Annotated in this window: 13 protein-coding genes and 3 tRNA genes; 9 read left to right on the forward strand and 7 right to left on the reverse strand. The window is 68.6% G+C overall.

Annotated elements, in window-relative coordinates; genetic code table 11:
- Nucleotides 1–654: 654 nt before the first annotated feature.
- Together AC08OJ_RS13455 and AC08OJ_RS13460 are read right to left on the reverse strand one after the other, a co-directional pair.
- Nucleotides 655–1,716, reverse strand: coding sequence for a 2-oxoacid:ferredoxin oxidoreductase subunit beta (locus AC08OJ_RS13455; RefSeq protein ID WP_462203830.1), 1,062 nt, complete (start codon nucleotides 1,714–1,716; stop codon nucleotides 655–657).
- Nucleotides 1,713–3,599, reverse strand: coding sequence for a 2-oxoacid:acceptor oxidoreductase subunit alpha (locus AC08OJ_RS13460; protein ID WP_476593224.1), 1,887 nt, complete (start codon nucleotides 3,597–3,599; stop codon nucleotides 1,713–1,715). The genes AC08OJ_RS13455 and AC08OJ_RS13460 overlap by 4 nt, the downstream gene beginning before the upstream one ends.
- Nucleotides 3,600–4,153: 554 nt before the next feature.
- Between AC08OJ_RS13460 and AC08OJ_RS13465 the strand changes: the two genes are divergently transcribed.
- Together AC08OJ_RS13465 and htpX are read left to right on the forward strand one after the other, a co-directional pair.
- Nucleotides 4,154–5,233, forward strand: coding sequence for a Rossmann-like and DUF2520 domain-containing protein (locus AC08OJ_RS13465; protein WP_476595897.1), 1,080 nt, complete (start codon nucleotides 4,154–4,156; stop codon nucleotides 5,231–5,233).
- 40 nt (nucleotides 5,234–5,273) lie between these two features.
- Nucleotides 5,274–6,146: a zinc metalloprotease HtpX gene (htpX, locus tag AC08OJ_RS13470; protein ID WP_476595901.1), complete on the forward strand. Its 873-nt coding sequence runs from the start codon at nucleotides 5,274–5,276 to the stop codon at nucleotides 6,144–6,146.
- A gap of 227 nt (nucleotides 6,147–6,373) precedes the next feature.
- Here the strand turns inward: htpX and AC08OJ_RS13475 are convergent, their stop codons facing one another.
- Nucleotides 6,374–6,862 (reverse strand): YajQ family cyclic di-GMP-binding protein, encoded by a 489-nt coding sequence (locus AC08OJ_RS13475; protein ID WP_476593221.1) that lies wholly within the window; start codon nucleotides 6,860–6,862, stop codon nucleotides 6,374–6,376.
- Between the two features lie 186 nt (nucleotides 6,863–7,048).
- Between AC08OJ_RS13475 and AC08OJ_RS13480 the strand changes: the two genes are divergently transcribed.
- A tRNA-Tyr gene (locus AC08OJ_RS13480) sits at nucleotides 7,049–7,133 on the forward strand.
- Nucleotides 7,134–7,243: 110 nt separating this feature from the next.
- Here the strand turns inward: AC08OJ_RS13480 and pyrE are convergent.
- The gene (gene pyrE, locus AC08OJ_RS13485) at nucleotides 7,244–7,777 is read right to left on the reverse strand and encodes an orotate phosphoribosyltransferase (protein ID WP_476595898.1); all 534 of its coding nucleotides are present in this window, start codon (nucleotides 7,775–7,777) and stop codon (nucleotides 7,244–7,246) included.
- 139 nt (nucleotides 7,778–7,916) lie between these two features.
- On the opposite strand from pyrE, the gene AC08OJ_RS13490 reads away from it, so the two are divergent.
- Nucleotides 7,917–8,369, forward strand: coding sequence for a gamma-glutamylcyclotransferase family protein (locus tag AC08OJ_RS13490; RefSeq protein WP_476593219.1), 453 nt, complete (start codon nucleotides 7,917–7,919; stop codon nucleotides 8,367–8,369).
- Between the two features lie 25 nt (nucleotides 8,370–8,394).
- Here the strand turns inward: AC08OJ_RS13490 and AC08OJ_RS13495 are convergent, their stop codons facing one another.
- Both AC08OJ_RS13495 and AC08OJ_RS13500 read right to left on the reverse strand, forming a co-directional pair.
- Nucleotides 8,395–8,952 carry a DUF7144 family membrane protein gene (locus tag AC08OJ_RS13495; RefSeq protein ID WP_476593218.1) on the reverse strand — a complete coding sequence of 186 codons (558 nt, stop codon included), beginning with the start codon at nucleotides 8,950–8,952 and terminating at the stop codon, nucleotides 8,395–8,397.
- 178 nt (nucleotides 8,953–9,130) lie between these two features.
- Entirely contained in the window at nucleotides 9,131–10,636 is a 1,506-nt protein-coding gene (locus tag AC08OJ_RS13500) for a GH25 family lysozyme (RefSeq protein ID WP_476595899.1), read from the reverse strand.
- Nucleotides 10,637–11,056: 420 nt separating this feature from the next.
- Here AC08OJ_RS13500 and AC08OJ_RS13505 point away from each other — a divergent pair.
- The 5 genes from AC08OJ_RS13505 to AC08OJ_RS13525 all read left to right on the forward strand — a co-directional run bounded on the left by AC08OJ_RS13505 (nucleotide 11,057) and on the right by AC08OJ_RS13525 (nucleotide 12,797).
- Nucleotides 11,057–11,132 (forward strand) — tRNA-Thr (locus AC08OJ_RS13505).
- A 101-nt stretch (nucleotides 11,133–11,233) separates the two neighbouring features.
- Nucleotides 11,234–11,310, forward strand: a tRNA-Met gene (locus AC08OJ_RS13510).
- Nucleotides 11,311–11,404: 94 nt separating this feature from the next.
- Entirely contained in the window at nucleotides 11,405–11,569 is a 165-nt protein-coding gene (rpmG, locus tag AC08OJ_RS13515) for a 50S ribosomal protein L33 (RefSeq protein ID WP_009740545.1), read from the forward strand.
- Nucleotides 11,570–11,807: 238 nt separating this feature from the next.
- Entirely contained in the window at nucleotides 11,808–12,269 is a 462-nt protein-coding gene (locus AC08OJ_RS13520; RefSeq protein ID WP_476593216.1) for an FAS1-like dehydratase domain-containing protein, read from the forward strand.
- A gap of 99 nt (nucleotides 12,270–12,368) precedes the next feature.
- Nucleotides 12,369–12,797, forward strand: coding sequence for a MaoC family dehydratase (locus AC08OJ_RS13525; RefSeq protein WP_462185741.1), 429 nt, complete (start codon nucleotides 12,369–12,371; stop codon nucleotides 12,795–12,797).
- Between the two features lie 46 nt (nucleotides 12,798–12,843).
- Here AC08OJ_RS13525 and AC08OJ_RS13530 read toward each other — a convergent pair whose 3' ends face one another.
- Entirely contained in the window at nucleotides 12,844–14,052 is a 1,209-nt protein-coding gene (locus AC08OJ_RS13530; protein WP_476595900.1) for a pyridoxal phosphate-dependent aminotransferase, read from the reverse strand.
- Nucleotides 14,053–14,204 lie beyond the last annotated feature (152 nt).

A 14,204-nucleotide genomic window follows, 5' to 3' on the forward strand; every position in this document is an offset into this window, starting at 1 on the left:
GGTGATCGTGTCGAGCTCGCCGGGTGGGGCGACCGGGGGCCGTGGCGGGGTCGGCGGTGGGAACCACGCGGCTGCCGCGGTGGAGGTCGTCGGTGCCGCGGCCGAATGGCGGCCGGTGGCCTGCCTGGCGACTTCCTGGCGTTGGCGTGAATGCCGACCGGCCGAATGATTACCCACGACGACCTCCGGGAGCGGTCCGGACGACGACGCCGACCGAGCAGCGGGGTTGCCCGGCGCGACCGGCCGTGATCGGAACGGTCATGCTGATGGTGCCCATAGGCGAACGCGGAGTCGCCACGGACCGTGGGCATAGGGCTCGATGAACCCGCACTGCGCCTCCGGCTGCATCGGTGTTGTGAGCCCCCCCGGGCCACACGGCACCCCCACGCGCGATGTCACCTTACCGGAAGGTGCCGGAGTGGCGCACTACCCGGAAGATAGCTGCCAAGCGGCATTATCAATGACATAGTTCTGTGGTATTGCGGGCTCTGCCCGGCCGTCCGGGGCGCGGCGCGCGGGGCCGGAGTGTCGGATCGGACGTTCGCCGAAAACAGGAAGCCGCCGCGGGATGGCCACGGGTTCGATACCGGGAGAATGCGAACGGCCGGGCCACGGGCTGTGGAGTGCTGATCAGATCAGCGGACGGTTTTCAGATCACTCGATGGTCCAAGTCTCCCCACCGGCGATCAGCGACATCAGGTCCCCGTCGCCCTGGCGGGTCTTGGCGTCGGTGATCTGGGCGTTCAACGCCTCGTCGTAGGTCGGCGCGTCGACGTCGCGGAAGATGCCGATCGGGGTGACGCCGTGCGAGTCGCCGGTGAGCCGGGACAGCGCGAACGCCTGGCTCGGATCGGCCGCCCAGGCGTCGTGGACGAGGACGTCCGGGCTGCCCGCCGGGACCACCTCGAGGCTGCCGTCCGGCGCCCGTCGAACGGCCTTGTCGCCCTCGGTGCCGAAGACAAGGGGCTCGCCGTGGGCCAGCTTCAGCGTCACGTCGTCCCGGCTGGTCCGCTCCTTGAGCGCGTCGAAGGCGCCGTCGTTGAAGATGTTGCAGTTCTGGAAGATCTCCACGAAGGCGGTGCCGGGGTGCTCTGCGGCCGCGCGCAGCACCGAGGTCAGGTGCGCCCGGTCGGAGTCGATGGACCGTCCGACGAACGTGGCCTCCGCCCCCAGCGCCAGCGACACGGGGTTGTACGGCCGGTCCAGCGAGCCGAACGGCGTCGACTTGGTGATCTTGCCGATCTCGGAGGTGGGGGAGTACTGCCCCTTCGTCAGTCCGTAGATCCGGTTGTTGAACATGAGGATCTTCAGGTTGACGTTGCGGCGCAGCGCGTGCAGCAGGTGGTTCCCACCGATCGACAGGGCGTCGCCGTCCCCGGTGACGACCCAGACCGACAGGTCGGGACGGGAGGCGGCGAGCCCGGTGGCGATCGCCGGTGCCCGGCCGTGAATGGAGTGCATCCCGTACGTCTGCAGGTAGTACGGGAACCGTGAGGAACAGCCGATCCCGGAGATGAAGACGATGTTCTCCCGGGCCACCCCGAGATCAGGCAGGAAGCCCTGGACGGTGGCGAGAATGGCGTAGTCGCCGCATCCCGGGCACCACCGCACTTCCTGGTCGGAGGTGAAGTCCTTGCGGCTCTGCTGGGCCGGCGCGGCCGGCACCAAGTCGAGCAGCCGGTTACTGATGCCGCTGCGATTCGTCGTGACGGTCACTGGTTGATCACGTCCTCCAAGACGCCCGCCAGCTCCGCGGCCTTGAAGGGCAGCCCGCGAACCTGGTTGTAGCCGATCGCGTCGACGAGGTACTCGGCCCGGATCAGGGTCCGCAGCTGCCCGAGGTTCATCTCGGGAATCAGCACCTTGTCGTACGACCGCAGGATGTCCCCGGTGTTGGCGGGGAAGGGGTTGAGATGACACAGGTGTGCCTGAGCGACGTGCATGCCCTTGACGCGGACCCGGCGGCAGCCGGCCGCGATCGGGCCGTAGGTGGAGCCCCAGCCGAGGACGAGTAGCCGGGCCTGCCCGGACGGGTCCTCCACCTCCAGCGGCGCGACATCGTTCGCGATGCCGTCGATCTTCGCCGCGCGCAGCCGCACCATCCGGTCGTGGTTGGTCGGATCGTAGGAGATGGCACCCTGGCCGTCCGACTTCTCGATGCCGCCGATACGGTGCTCCAGGCCCGGCGTGCCGGGGACCGCCCACGGCCGGGCGAGGGTCTCCGCATCACGCAGGTAGGGCCAGAACTCCGGCCCCTTCGGCCCGGTGTGGTTCGGCTCGGTGGCGAAGGCGACGCTCAGGTCCGGCAACTCCGAGCGGGTCGGCAGCAGCCACGGCTCCGAGCCGTTCGCCAGGTAGCCGTCGGAGAGCAGGAACACCGGCGTGCGGTACTTGGTAGCCAGGCGGGCGGCCTCGATCGCGGCGTTGAAGCAGTCCGCCGGGGAGCGCGGCGCGACGATCGGAACCGGAGCCTCGCCGTTGCGGCCGAACATCGCCTGGAGCAGATCGGCCTGTTCGGTTTTGGTGGGCAGGCCGGTGGACGGGCCGCCGCGCTGGATATCGACGATCATGAGCGGCAGTTCGAGGCTGACCGCGAGGCCGATGGTCTCGCTCTTGAGCGCGACACCCGGGCCGGAGGTCGTCGTCACGCCGAGCGACCCGCCGAAGGAGGCGCCGAGCGCGGCGCCGATGCCGGCGATCTCATCCTCGGCCTGGAAGGTCCGCACGCCGAACCGCTTGTGCCGGCTCAGCTCGTGCAGGATGTCCGAGGCCGGGGTGATCGGGTAGGAGCCGAGGAACACCGGCAGGCCGGTCAGCTCGCCGGCGGCGATCAGACCGTAGGACAGTGCCGTGTTCCCGGTGATCCGTCGGTAGGTACCGGCCTTCATCCGGGCCGGCGCCACCTCGTAGGTGACCGAGAAGGACTCGGTGGTCTCGCCGTAGTTGAAGCCGGCTCGGAAGGCCGCGACGTTCGCCGCGGCGATCTCGGGCCGTTTGGCGAACTTCTTCTCCAGGAAGCCGACGGTGCTCTCGGTCGGCCGGTGGTAAAGCCAGCTCATGAGGCCCAGGGCGAACATGTTCTTCGCTCGTTCGGCCTCCTTCTTGTTGACCCCGGTACCGACGCCCTCGGCGGCGTGCACCGCGTTGATGGTCATCGAGGTGAGCGGCACCCGATGCACCGTGTAGGCATCCAGCGTGCCGTCGGCCAGCGGATCCGTCGTATAGCCGGCTTTCTTGAGGTTGCTGCCGGTGAATGCATCGGTGTTGACAATGAGATTGGCTCCAGGCGGCAGATCCTTCAGATTCGCCTTCAGGGCCGCCGGGTTCATTGCGACCAGTACGTCCGGTGCGTCACCCGGGGTAAGAATGTCGTGATCGGAAAAATGTAGCTGGAAGCCGGACACGCCGGCCGGCGTGCCGGCTGGGGCGCGGATTTCGGCAGGGAAGTCCGGAATCGTCGACAGGTCGTTGCCGAATGCTGCCGTCTCGCTGGTGAACTGTTCTCCGGTGAGCTGCATACCGTCGCCGGAGTCGCCCGCGAAGCGCACGACGACCCGGTCGAGCCGGCGGGTCTCCCTCTCCCTGACCTGCTCTGACACCTTCAGTGACCTCCTCGGGTACCGTTCCAGCCTACCGGCCGTATCAATGATGCGCGCGCACCGTACCGCCGAGTTCGATCGCTCCATCCTCGTGGACGATCGACCTCGGTCTCCGTATCCGTCGCGCCGTATGGTGATTGTTTGCCAACTCTACGTATATAGTCTTTGTCGTTGCGATCGTCCGGCTGGCGGGTCTTGACCCTGATATCGCTGGTCAGAAGGGGTGTACCGCCCGATGGAGATGATCGGCCGGATCCGGTTCAATGCGCTTCCGGTAATGCTTTCCACAATTTCGGGGGAGGCCTGGCGTGTCAGGGAATCGACAGGGTGATCTTTGTGTCGGGCGCCCGGAGCGGTGAGCTCGCTCTTGCCGGCGACCTGGCCTGATCCGAGATGTTACCGATTGTAGTCGCCTGGCGGCTTGTGGCTGTATGTCCGGTGAGGCCCGGCGTCGGGGCATGGTGGCCGTGCGGGTGGCCGGGGTCGGCGGGTGGTCAGGTATCAGGGGCGGCCCGCTCAGAAGCGGCCGGCTCAGAAGCGGGGAGCATCGGGACATGACGCATAGCCCGGACGAGCAGTCGGATGCCGCGAGCGGTCCGGATGACGGTCGGCCCGACGCCGCACCTTCGTTCACGGCCGCGAGCGCTGGGCCGCGGGAGGCCAGGCCGCGGGAAAAGGTGGGAATCGTCGGGCCGGGCCGGGCCGGCACGGCGCTGGGCCTCGCCCTGGCGGCGGCCGGATATCCGGTAGTGGCCGTGGGAGTGCGCTCGCCGTGGCACCGATCGAGGGCCGTGAACCTGTTCCCGGACGCGTGGGTCGGCGGGGCGGCCGAGGTCGCCGGGCGGGCCGAGGTCCTCCTCGTCGCCGTGCCCGATGACGCGATCGGGCCGGTCGTCATGGACCTGGCCGCGGCGGGAGCCGTCGGGCCCGGCCGGACACTCGTGCATCTCAGCGGGCGCCACGGTCTGGGCATCCTGGCGGCCGGCGGTGACGTGGGCGCGGCCCGTATCGCGCTTCATCCGATCATGACTTTGCCGGGGATCATCGAGGACTCCGCTCTCCTCACCGGTGTCCCGTTCGGGATCACCGCCGATCCCGTGGCCGAGGGGCTGGCCCGCCGCCTGGTCACCGACGTCGGCGGCATCGCTCTGCCCGTCGCGGATGACCGGCGGGATCTTTACCACGCCTCTCTCGTGCTCGGCGGAAACTTCCTGACCACCCTGGTGGCGGCTGCCGGCGAGGTGCTGGCCGCGGCGGGCGTGCCCGATCCGGCCGCGGCGCTCGGTCCGCTGTTGCGGGCATCGCTGGCGAACACCCTGACCGACGGCTGGTCGGCGTCGACCGGACCGGTGCGGCGCGGTGATCTCGGCACCGTCGTGGCACATCTGACCGCGCTCGACCGGCTGGATCCACGGATCGCCGCCGTGTACCGACGATTGGCGATCTTTACCGCGGAGGAGCTCGAACGGGTCGGGCTGCTCGACCCGGCCGTGGTCGCACGTCTGCGCGAAGCCGTCCCGGACGAGCTCGGTGACCGACCGGGCAAGGCCCGCAGGGGGCCGGCGGCCGTACGGGCCGGGGGCGACGGTGGCCACACGCCCGACGGGAACGTTCCGCCAGCGCCGTCGCGTTGAGACAGGTGTACCGGTTCGACAGGACGGACACTTGATCGCCATGCCACACCGCCACTTCAACGGTCTGAAGACCGCGCTGCTGCTGGGCGTGCTGTCCGCCGCCATCATCGTGGTGGGTTCGCTGTTCGGGCGCGGAGGTCTGGCCATCGCGCTCGTGCTCGCGGTCGGTATGAACGGCTTCGCCTACTTCTTCTCCGACCGGATAGCCCTGCGGGCCATGCGGGCCTATCCCGTGACACAGGTCGAGCAGCCCCGGCTCTACGCGATCGTCGGGGATCTCGCCCGCAATGCCCGGATGCCCATGCCGCGGCTGTACCTCAGCCCGACCCGGGCGCCCAATGCCTTCGCCACCGGCCGTAACCCGCGAAACGCGGCGGTCTGTTGCACCGAGGGCATCATGGAGATTATGGACGATCGTGAGCTACGCGGCGTTCTCGGTCACGAGCTCAGCCATGTCTACAACCGGGACATCCTGATCGCCTCGGTGGCCGGGGCCCTTGCCAGTATTATCGTCTATCTGGCGAATATGGCTCAGTTCCTGGCCATCTTCGGCGGGCGGGACGATGAGGACGGTCCCGGCATCTTCGAGCTTCTGCTGCTGATGATCTTGGGTCCCGTCGCGGCGACGATCATCCAGCTCGCGATCAGTCGGTCCCGGGAGTACCAGGCCGACGAGTCCGGCGCGACGCTCACCGGTGACCCGATCGGGCTGGCGAACGCGTTGCGCAAGCTGGACGCCGGCACCGCGGCGCGGCCCCTGCCGCAGACCTCCAAGCTCGGCCCCGCCGCCGCGCTCATGATTGCAAATCCGTTCCGGGGTGGGGGGGTCGGGAAGCTGTTCTCCACTCATCCACCCATGAACGAGCGGATCGCGCGTCTCGAACAGATGTCACGCATGAATCCGTATCGGTGACCGGGCCTGATGACCACGATGTTGTCCGCGGCGCGTCGCCGCGGCAACACCCCGAAGTACTCGGAGTACGCTTTAACCCTGAACCGCTAACCGCGAACTGCCGGCCGAAACGGCGTCGGTTCACAACCAGGACCGCGGCGGAACAAACCCCCCAGGTTCCGCCGCAAGCACCCCGCCCGAAACCCCCATCGGGCGGGGTGCGCCCTGTCTCGAGCTTTTCCGTCGCGTCAGCGGTAGTTGACGAACTGGAGGGGAACTTCGAAGTCCTCGGCTTTGAGCATCTGGATCACGCGTTGCAGGTCATCGCGCTTCTTCCCGGTCACCCGTAGCTGATCACCCTGGATCTGGGCCTGTACCCCTTTCGGGCCATCCGTCCGGATCTTTTTGGCGATGGCCTTGGCCTTGTCCTCCGCGATGCCCTGCTGAACGGTGACGGGCAACCGGAGCTCCTTGCCCGACGGCTTGGGCTCGTCGAAGGTCAGGGCCTTGAGGGAAATGCCGCGTTTGACGAACCTCTCCTGAAGCACGTCGAGCACCGCCTTGACCCGCTCGTCCGTGTTCGCTACAAGCAGAATCGACTCGCCGGACAGCGTCGCGGATGCGCCGGTGTCACGGAAGTCGAAGCGGGTCCGGATTTCCTTGACCGTCTGGTTGACGGCGTTGTCTATCTCCTGGGCGTCAACTTTGCTGACGATGTCGAAAGATGGATCTGCCACGTGTGCGGACCTCCTGGCCGGTTCGATGTGGGTGAGGATCGTGTGGAGTCGGGCGCTGTGCGTGATCGTGGTGCGCGGCCTTCGTCTCGTGAGCCGCTACTCACCGTTGTAATCGATCGTCGGCGGCTGCGGCGGGGTGGTGCGGCATCACGATGCTCCGTCGGGACCGGTATGCTCCTCCGCGACGGCAGGTTGCCCGAGCGGCCAAAGGGAGCGGTCTGTAAAACCGTCGGCTCAGCCTACGATGGTTCGAATCCATCACCTGCCACCATCCCGCAGTTCCCGGGGATCATGCTTCTGTACAGGCTCGGATCCACAGGCCCGGGGCATCGCTCCGGGCCTGTGTGCGTGCGGTCGCGGATGCTCCTTGTCGCCGGGCGGTCAGGTGTTCGCGGCGGCATCCAGGTCCGCCCGGGTCAGGACGGGGTGCAACGTCAGACCGAGCTCGGCGAGTCTCTCCCGGCCGCCCTCCTGCCGGTCGATCACGCAGAGCACGTGTTCCACGACCGCTCCGGCATCCCGCAGTACCCGGGTCGCGTCGAGCACGGCACCACCGGAGGTGACCACGTCCTCGAGGAGGACGACGTGGCGTCCGGTGACGTCACCGCCCTCCGCGATGCGTCGGGTGCCGTATTCTTTGGCCTTCTTCCGGACGAACCGGGCGGGCAGGCCGGTGCGCTGGGAGAGCAGAGTCGCGAGGGGCACTCCGCCGAGTTCGAGTCCGGCGAGGATCTCCGCGCCGGGCGGCACCAACTCGGTGAGTCCGGCCACCACCGCGGCGAGCAGCGCCGGGTCGGCTTCGAAGAGGTACTTGTCGAAGTACTCGGTGCTTGTCCGACCCGACCGGAGCAGGAATGTCCCGGTCAGATGGGAAGCAGCCCGAACCTGGGCGGCCAGCGCCGCGTTGTCGTTCACGTCTGCTCACTCTAGGACCGGTTCCCAGCCGGGATGCCGGCCGCAGACGGTCACCGGTGGTCGTTAAACAGTCACCGGTGACCGGTGACCAGAAACCGTGGCTCGTGGGCCGCCACGGCCGGGGCACTACCGTGGCCTCATGTCGTCGGCTGAGACGGAGCGCGCGGTCCCGCTGTTCGTCCACGGGACGCTGCTGTTCCCCGAGGTCGTGCGGGCGCTCATCGGACGCGTGCCCCAGCCGGGGCCCGCTACGGTCACCGGCTGGCGGGCCGCCCGGCTGCGTGACCGGCTCTATCCGGGCCTCGTGCCCACGGCCGAGGCGGACGGGCCGGATCGGGCCACCGCCGGCCTCGTCCTCTTGGGGCTCGCCCCACGGGAACGGGCAATCCTCGATGCCTTCGAAGGCGAGGCCTACGAAGCCCGTCCGCTGGTCCTGGCCGACGGGCTACCCGCCATGGCCTACCTTTGGCGCGATCTCGCCGAGGCGATGCCGGAGAACTGGGACGCCCGCGTCTTCGCCGACCGTCATCTCACCGACTACGCCTTGCGATGCGTCACCTGGCGGGCGGGGCTGGCAGATCCGGCACCCTGACCGCGAGCTGACCGCGAGCCGCCGTTCAGCCGGTGGTGGGCGGCCGCGGACCCTCCTCGCGCCGGATGCCGCCCCCGGAGGTCACCCGGGTGCCACCGGTCTCGGCGAGGCGACCGACTCCGGCCTCACGCCCGGCGGAGACCCCGGCCTGGTCGCTCGGATACGGCTCCTCGTACCCGGCTCTGGCCCGAGGAGCATCGTAGGTGCACAGTGCGTAGATGACGACTACGTCGATCGCGATGATGACGACAGACCAGACCGGGAACGCTGCAAGGAACGCCAGCTGCCCGATGGCGTTGATCGTCGCGATTGCGACACCTCCCCAGCGGGCGGCCTCGTTACGGGCCGCGATGCCGAAGGCGATCAGTATCTCGACGACGCCGACCACGATCCACAACCAGCCCCAGAAGGTGGTGTCGGCGTAGATCACGCTGGCCCCGCCGTTGAGGTTGTTCACTACGACGGTGTAGTCGCGCAGGGACGCGATGCCGTAGATCAGGTTGTGGAAGCCGACGATGAACATGATGACGGCGGCGAAGGTGAGCCATCCGTTCAGCGGGCGTGCCACCCGTGTTCCTGCCATCTCATCCTCCCCGGTCGTACTCGCGGCGGATCGCTCTGCCCGCATGGTGCGGTCCGTCGTTGTTCGGTGGTCATACGACTACCTCTCCGCCGCGTAGGTGCGATACCCACGGTAGACCGCCGTCACCCATCGTCGTGTCCGTCGGGCCGGAGATGGTTCTCGCCGGCCCGGGACACGATCAGGGAGCGCTGCCGGCGCCACCCGCCGCACCCACGCCACTTCTGCCGGTCCCACTCTTGCCGGCGGGCAGTGTCGTGACCGCGTTCGTCGCCGCGCTCCAGCGGAGCTTGCCGAACTGGAAGGCGCTCTCCCGTCCGCCCGGGACCGAGTACTCGTCGGTGATCGGAAGCCCGAGGCTCGACGTCGTGCCACCGAGGCCCAGATAGGTCTGCAGGATGCGGCCGTGGACCTCGTGCGCGCCGATGGCCGGGTGCCAGTAGATCCAGCCACCCTGGAACCTCGCCTGAAGCGTCTCCGAGGCCGTGGCGTACTCGACACCGCTCACTGGTCGGTGCAGGAAGCTGTTCGTTCCGCCCAGCTCCAGGAACTTTGTCGCGATGGATCCGTGCAGGGCCCGTACGCCGGTCGCCACGGACCAGAAGGCCAGGCCGTTGGAGTAGCGCTGCCAGCGACCGCCACCGCCGGCGGGCAGTTCGCTGTCGACGGGCGTCCCAACGGCCAGACGGCTCAGCCCGGCGGTCGCGTACCACTTCTCGATCTCGCTGTGGGTGCCGTCGGCCTGTGCGGCGAGCGCGGTCGGCGTGCAGCACAGCACGTTCAGATCGACGTTGCCCATGATCCCCGGGACATTTCCACTCGAGGTGTACTGCCACAGCGCCCACTTCGTCCAGCCGCCGGGCAGCCAGCCCGGGGTCGCCTTGTTGTTGTAGATGGCGAACCAGAACGGATACCGGGCGAAGCTGTGGTCGTCCGCCAGTTTCTTGGTCCAGAACGAGCGGTACGTGTAGAGGATGGGCGCCCGGCCGGTCTCGGTCTCGATCTTCTCGAGGAACGCCCTCGTCCAGGCGGCCAGCGCGGCGGGATCGAGTCCTCCGTCGTCCTCGAGGTCGAGCACGGGGGCCAGCTGCCCGGCGGCGCGGGTCAGCCCGCTCACCGTGATGAAGCGCTGTGCCTGGTCCACCGCGGTCGAGATCGGCCGCGCCGGCCGCGCGTAGTGATAGGCCCCGACCACCAGACCGGCCTTGGCGGCCGCCTCCCGGTCCGCGGCAAAGTACGGATTGGTGTAGTTTGTTCCTTCGGTGGCCTTAATGATCGCAAAGCTCAGGCCGGAGCCGCGCGCTGCGATCCAGTCGATGGGGCTGCCGCCGGGATGCTGCCAGGAGGCCACGTCGATCCCCCGTGGCCAGGTCGGGGACGGCACCGCGCTCTGGGCGACTCCGGTGGTCGCGGTCAACGCCCCCGCGGTGATGGCCAGCGCCGCGATGCTCGTCACCCGCCGGGGGAGGGGGATCGGCAGCAGGGACGGGCGGGTGTCGACCCGCCGCCGCGCCGACCCCGACGGAGGGCCGTGACCTTCTTCATCCGGGCGGCCAGGCGTGGGGGCGGTGGTCGGCAGAGCGGTGGTCGGCAGGGTGGTGGTCGTCGGCACGGTGTCGTCGGCGGTGGGACCGGGCCGGACCTTGCGCGTCGTCGGATACCGGCTGGAACGGTGCGTAGGACGCATGGGCAACCCTCGATGCTCGGGAGGCGATGCTGGGGAGGCTCGCCAGGCAGTTGGCTACGCCGGCAGCGGCGTACCAACAGGTACTCCATACGCTAAGCATCGAAGAGATTACTTACAGCTATCAGCGTGAGTGGCGTCCAAGTAGGTTGCTACGGCTAGTTGTTCCCGCCGGCAATCTCCGCATGTTTCGATGGAACGGAGTGAGGGTCGGGCGTACTGGCGTGCCATGGGGCGGACCTGGCGACCAGGACGGGGGGGGTCGTTTCCGACCCGCGTAGCGCCGACGTGGCCTACGGAGGCCCTCGCGCCGGTCGCCGGGGAGGATCGGTCGCCGGGGAGGATCGGTGGGTTCGGGGGCGAAGCGGGTGAGGGGGCCACCCAACCCCGCCCGTCGTCGTGTAATCTGAGCTCCGCGACCTCGCCCCTTTAGCTCAGTTGGCAGAGCGTCTCCATGGTAAGGAGAAGGTCTACGGTTCGATTCCGTAAAGGGGCTCCACGTTCCGCCTTCGGGTGGGTTCGTGTCCGGGGGGATGTGTCCGCCGGTCCTCCCGCGGGGTAAGATGTTGGTCGGGCCGCCGCAACCAGGTGGACCATCCCAGCGGTGTAGCTCAGTCTGGCAGAGCAAGCGGCTCATAATCGCTGTGTCGCCGGTTCAAGTCCGGCCACCGCTACCAGCAGGGTGCGGCCTGCCGCGAAGCCCGTGCGGGATCGCGGTTCGCCACGCCGCCCGACCTGTTCAGTAACCGACTCAGGAAGAGGCATCACGCCGTGGCCGCCACCGACGTCCGCCCAAAGATCACAATGGCGTGTCAGGTGTGTAAGCACCGGAACTACATCACGCGCAAGAACCGTCGCAACGACCCGGACCGCCTCGAACTGAAGAAGTTCTGCCCGAACTGCGGCAAGCACACGGAGCACCGCGAGACGCGCTGACGTCGTTCTGGCGGCTGCCCATCGGCGTGTCCGGGCGCCTGTCCCCACGTGGACAGGCGGGGTGGCGGGGTCGCTGAATCCTTCGTGTACTTATCTATGTTCCGCCCCGGTAGCCGGTCAGGGAAGTCCTGGGCCGGCTAGCTGGCATGCCGGCCCAGATTATCGACCGGTGGCGGGCGATGTGGTAACCACGTAGAGACACCCTGGTCATCCCGCTGATGGCGCGATCGGAGTTGCGATGCCGCTCAATCAGGACTTCGTGGGACGAAGCTCGGTCTCCTCCGTCCCGTTCCAGGTCGGGCGCGAGCACATCCGGAGGTTCGCCGAAGCGATCGGGGACGACAACCCGCTGTACCACGATCTGGAGGCCGTGAAGGCCGCTGGTTATCCCGATTTCGTGGCCCCACCCACGTTCCTCATCACAGTGATCCCCGGAACCCTCGGGGTGCCCACCGACGATCCGGAGCTCGGCCTCGACTTCTCCCTGGTCGTCCACGGCGAGGAACGTTTCGTGTTGCTTCGGCCGGTGGTGGCCGGCGACGAGCTGATCTGCACCTCGACCCTGACCGGCATCCGGGCCGTGGGGACCAACGAGGTGCTCGTCGTCAACTACCAGTTCGCCACGATCTACGGAGAGCAGGTCGCCACCGGCGTGTGTGGGCTGGTCTCGCGCGGGACGGCTCCGCCGAGGCACCGATGAACACCTTTGCCGGCAGTCCCGCCGGCCCCGCTTGGCTCCGGCGACTGCGCGTTGCGCACGTTCCGGGCGACCCCGGGCGTCCTCACGATCTGGAGAACGATGACCGCCACGGTGAGCTACGACGACGTCGAGGTCGGCACCGAGCTGCCGGAGCGGCTTTTCCCGTTGCGCCGGGATGATCTTGTCCGGTATGCCGGTGCATCCGGCGACTTCAACCCCATTCACTGGAGCGATCGGGCGGCCGCCGAGGCCGGCCTGCCGGGAGTGCTGGCGCACGGCATGCTGACCATGGCTACGGCCGCGCGGCTGGTCACGGACTGGCTTGGGGACCCAGGCGCCGTGGTCGAGTTCGGGGTGAAGTTCTCCTCCCCGGTGATCGTTCCCGACGACGGTGTCGGCGCGACGGTGTCCGTGCGTGGCGTGGTCGAGAAGAAGCTCGACGACAACCTGGTAGTGGTGAATCTCACCACCCGATGCGACGGCAAAAAGGTCTTGATGGCGGCCCGGGCGACCGTCCGGCTGCGCTGAGGCCTGCCGCGCGGCGGGGGACTGGCCGCCGGGCTGCCCGGCGGCCTCAGGCCGCCTCGGCAAGCAGGGCGGAGAGGCGGCTGACTCCTTTAACGAGATCGTCGTCGCTCAGCGCGTAGGACAGTCGAGCGAAGCCGGGAGTCCCGAAGGCCTCACCCGGCACGATCGCGACCCCGGCCTCCTCAAGGATCAGCTGGCACAGATCCGCGGACGTGGTGGGGGTACGGCCGCGCAGGGTGCGTCCGAGCACGTCCTGCACCGACGGATAGCAGTAGAACGCCCCGTCGGGCAGTGGGCAGCGGATCCCGGGCGTCTGCGACAGCAGACGGTGCATCGTCTGCCGGCGGCGGTCGAAGGCGGTACGCATCTTGGCGACCGCGTCCAGCGGGCCGGCGACCGCGGCGAGCGCGGCGGCCTGGGCGACGTTCGAGACGTTCGATGTCGCGTGGGACTGGAGGTTGGTCGCGGCGGCCACGGCGTCCGCCGGCCCGATCAGCCACCCGACCCGCCATCCCGTCATCGCGTAGGTCTTCGCGACCCCGTTGACGATGATGCAGCGTTCCGCGAGCTCGGGTACCTCGGCGAGGACGGAGGCGAACCTCGTCTCGCCGTAGACCAGATGCTCGTAGATCTCGTCGCTGATGACCCAGATCCCGGCCTGCTCGGCCCACCGCCCGATCGCGCGGATCTCCTCGGGGGTGTGGACGGCGCCGGTCGGGTTCGACGGGGAGTTGAACAGCAGAACCTTGGTCCGCGGGGTGCGTGCCGCCTCCAGTTGTTCCACCGTCACCCGGTACCCGGCTTCCGGACCGGTGACGACGTCGACCGGGACACCCCCGGCCAGCCGGATCGACTCCGGGTAGGTCGTCCAGTATGGGGCGGGCAGGAGCACCTCGTCCCCCGGGTCGAGCAGCGTCGCGAACGCCGCGTAGACAGCCTGCTTGCCGCCGTTGGTCACCAGGACCTGGCTCGGTGAGACGATCACCCCCGAGTCTCGGGCGGTCTTCTCGGCGATGGCCTGCTTCAGCTCCGGCAGGCCCGCGGCCGGGCTGTAGCGGTGCATGCGGGGCTCGCGGCATGCCTTCTCGGCGGCGGCGACGATGTGGTCCGGGGTCGGGAAGTCCGGTTCCCCGGCGCCGAACCCGATCACGTCGCGGCCCGCGGCGCGCATCGTCTTGGCGGTGGCGTCGACGGCGAGCGTTGCGGAGGGTGCGATCCCCCCGATGCGGTGCGAGATCCTGCTCATGGCCGTCATGCTGCCACGGCTGTCACATGTGTGTCGGATGCACGTCGCGGACGTACCGCGGGATCCGTCCGGACCCTCCGGCAACGGTCCTCCGGCCCGTCCGGCCGCATCCGTTCGAACCTCCGTGACAGGCTGCCAGCCCCCGCTGCCCCCCGCTGCCG

This window comes from Frankia sp. CgKIO3, from assembly GCF_977946435.1.

Bases quoted from the DNA above. Each gene is read 5' to 3' on its own strand.
- AC08OJ_RS13490 (WP_476593219.1), top strand. From the start codon at position 7,917: ATGTCGTCGGCTGAGACGGAGCGCGCGGTCCCGCTGTTCGTCCACGGG.
- htpX (WP_476595901.1), top strand. From the start codon at position 5,274: ATGCCACACCGCCACTTCAACGGTCTGAAGACCGCGCTGCTGCTGGGC.
- AC08OJ_RS13530 (WP_476595900.1), bottom strand. From the start codon at position 14,052: ATGACGGCCATGAGCAGGATCTCGCACCGCATCGGGGGGATCGCACCC.
- AC08OJ_RS13520 (WP_476593216.1), top strand. From the start codon at position 11,808: ATGCCGCTCAATCAGGACTTCGTGGGACGAAGCTCGGTCTCCTCCGTC.
- AC08OJ_RS13525 (WP_462185741.1), top strand. From the start codon at position 12,369: ATGACCGCCACGGTGAGCTACGACGACGTCGAGGTCGGCACCGAGCTG.
- AC08OJ_RS13500 (WP_476595899.1), bottom strand. From the start codon at position 10,636: ATGCGTCCTACGCACCGTTCCAGCCGGTATCCGACGACGCGCAAGGTC.
- AC08OJ_RS13495 (WP_476593218.1), bottom strand. From the start codon at position 8,952: ATGGCAGGAACACGGGTGGCACGCCCGCTGAACGGATGGCTCACCTTC.
- AC08OJ_RS13465 (WP_476595897.1), top strand. From the start codon at position 4,154: ATGACGCATAGCCCGGACGAGCAGTCGGATGCCGCGAGCGGTCCGGAT.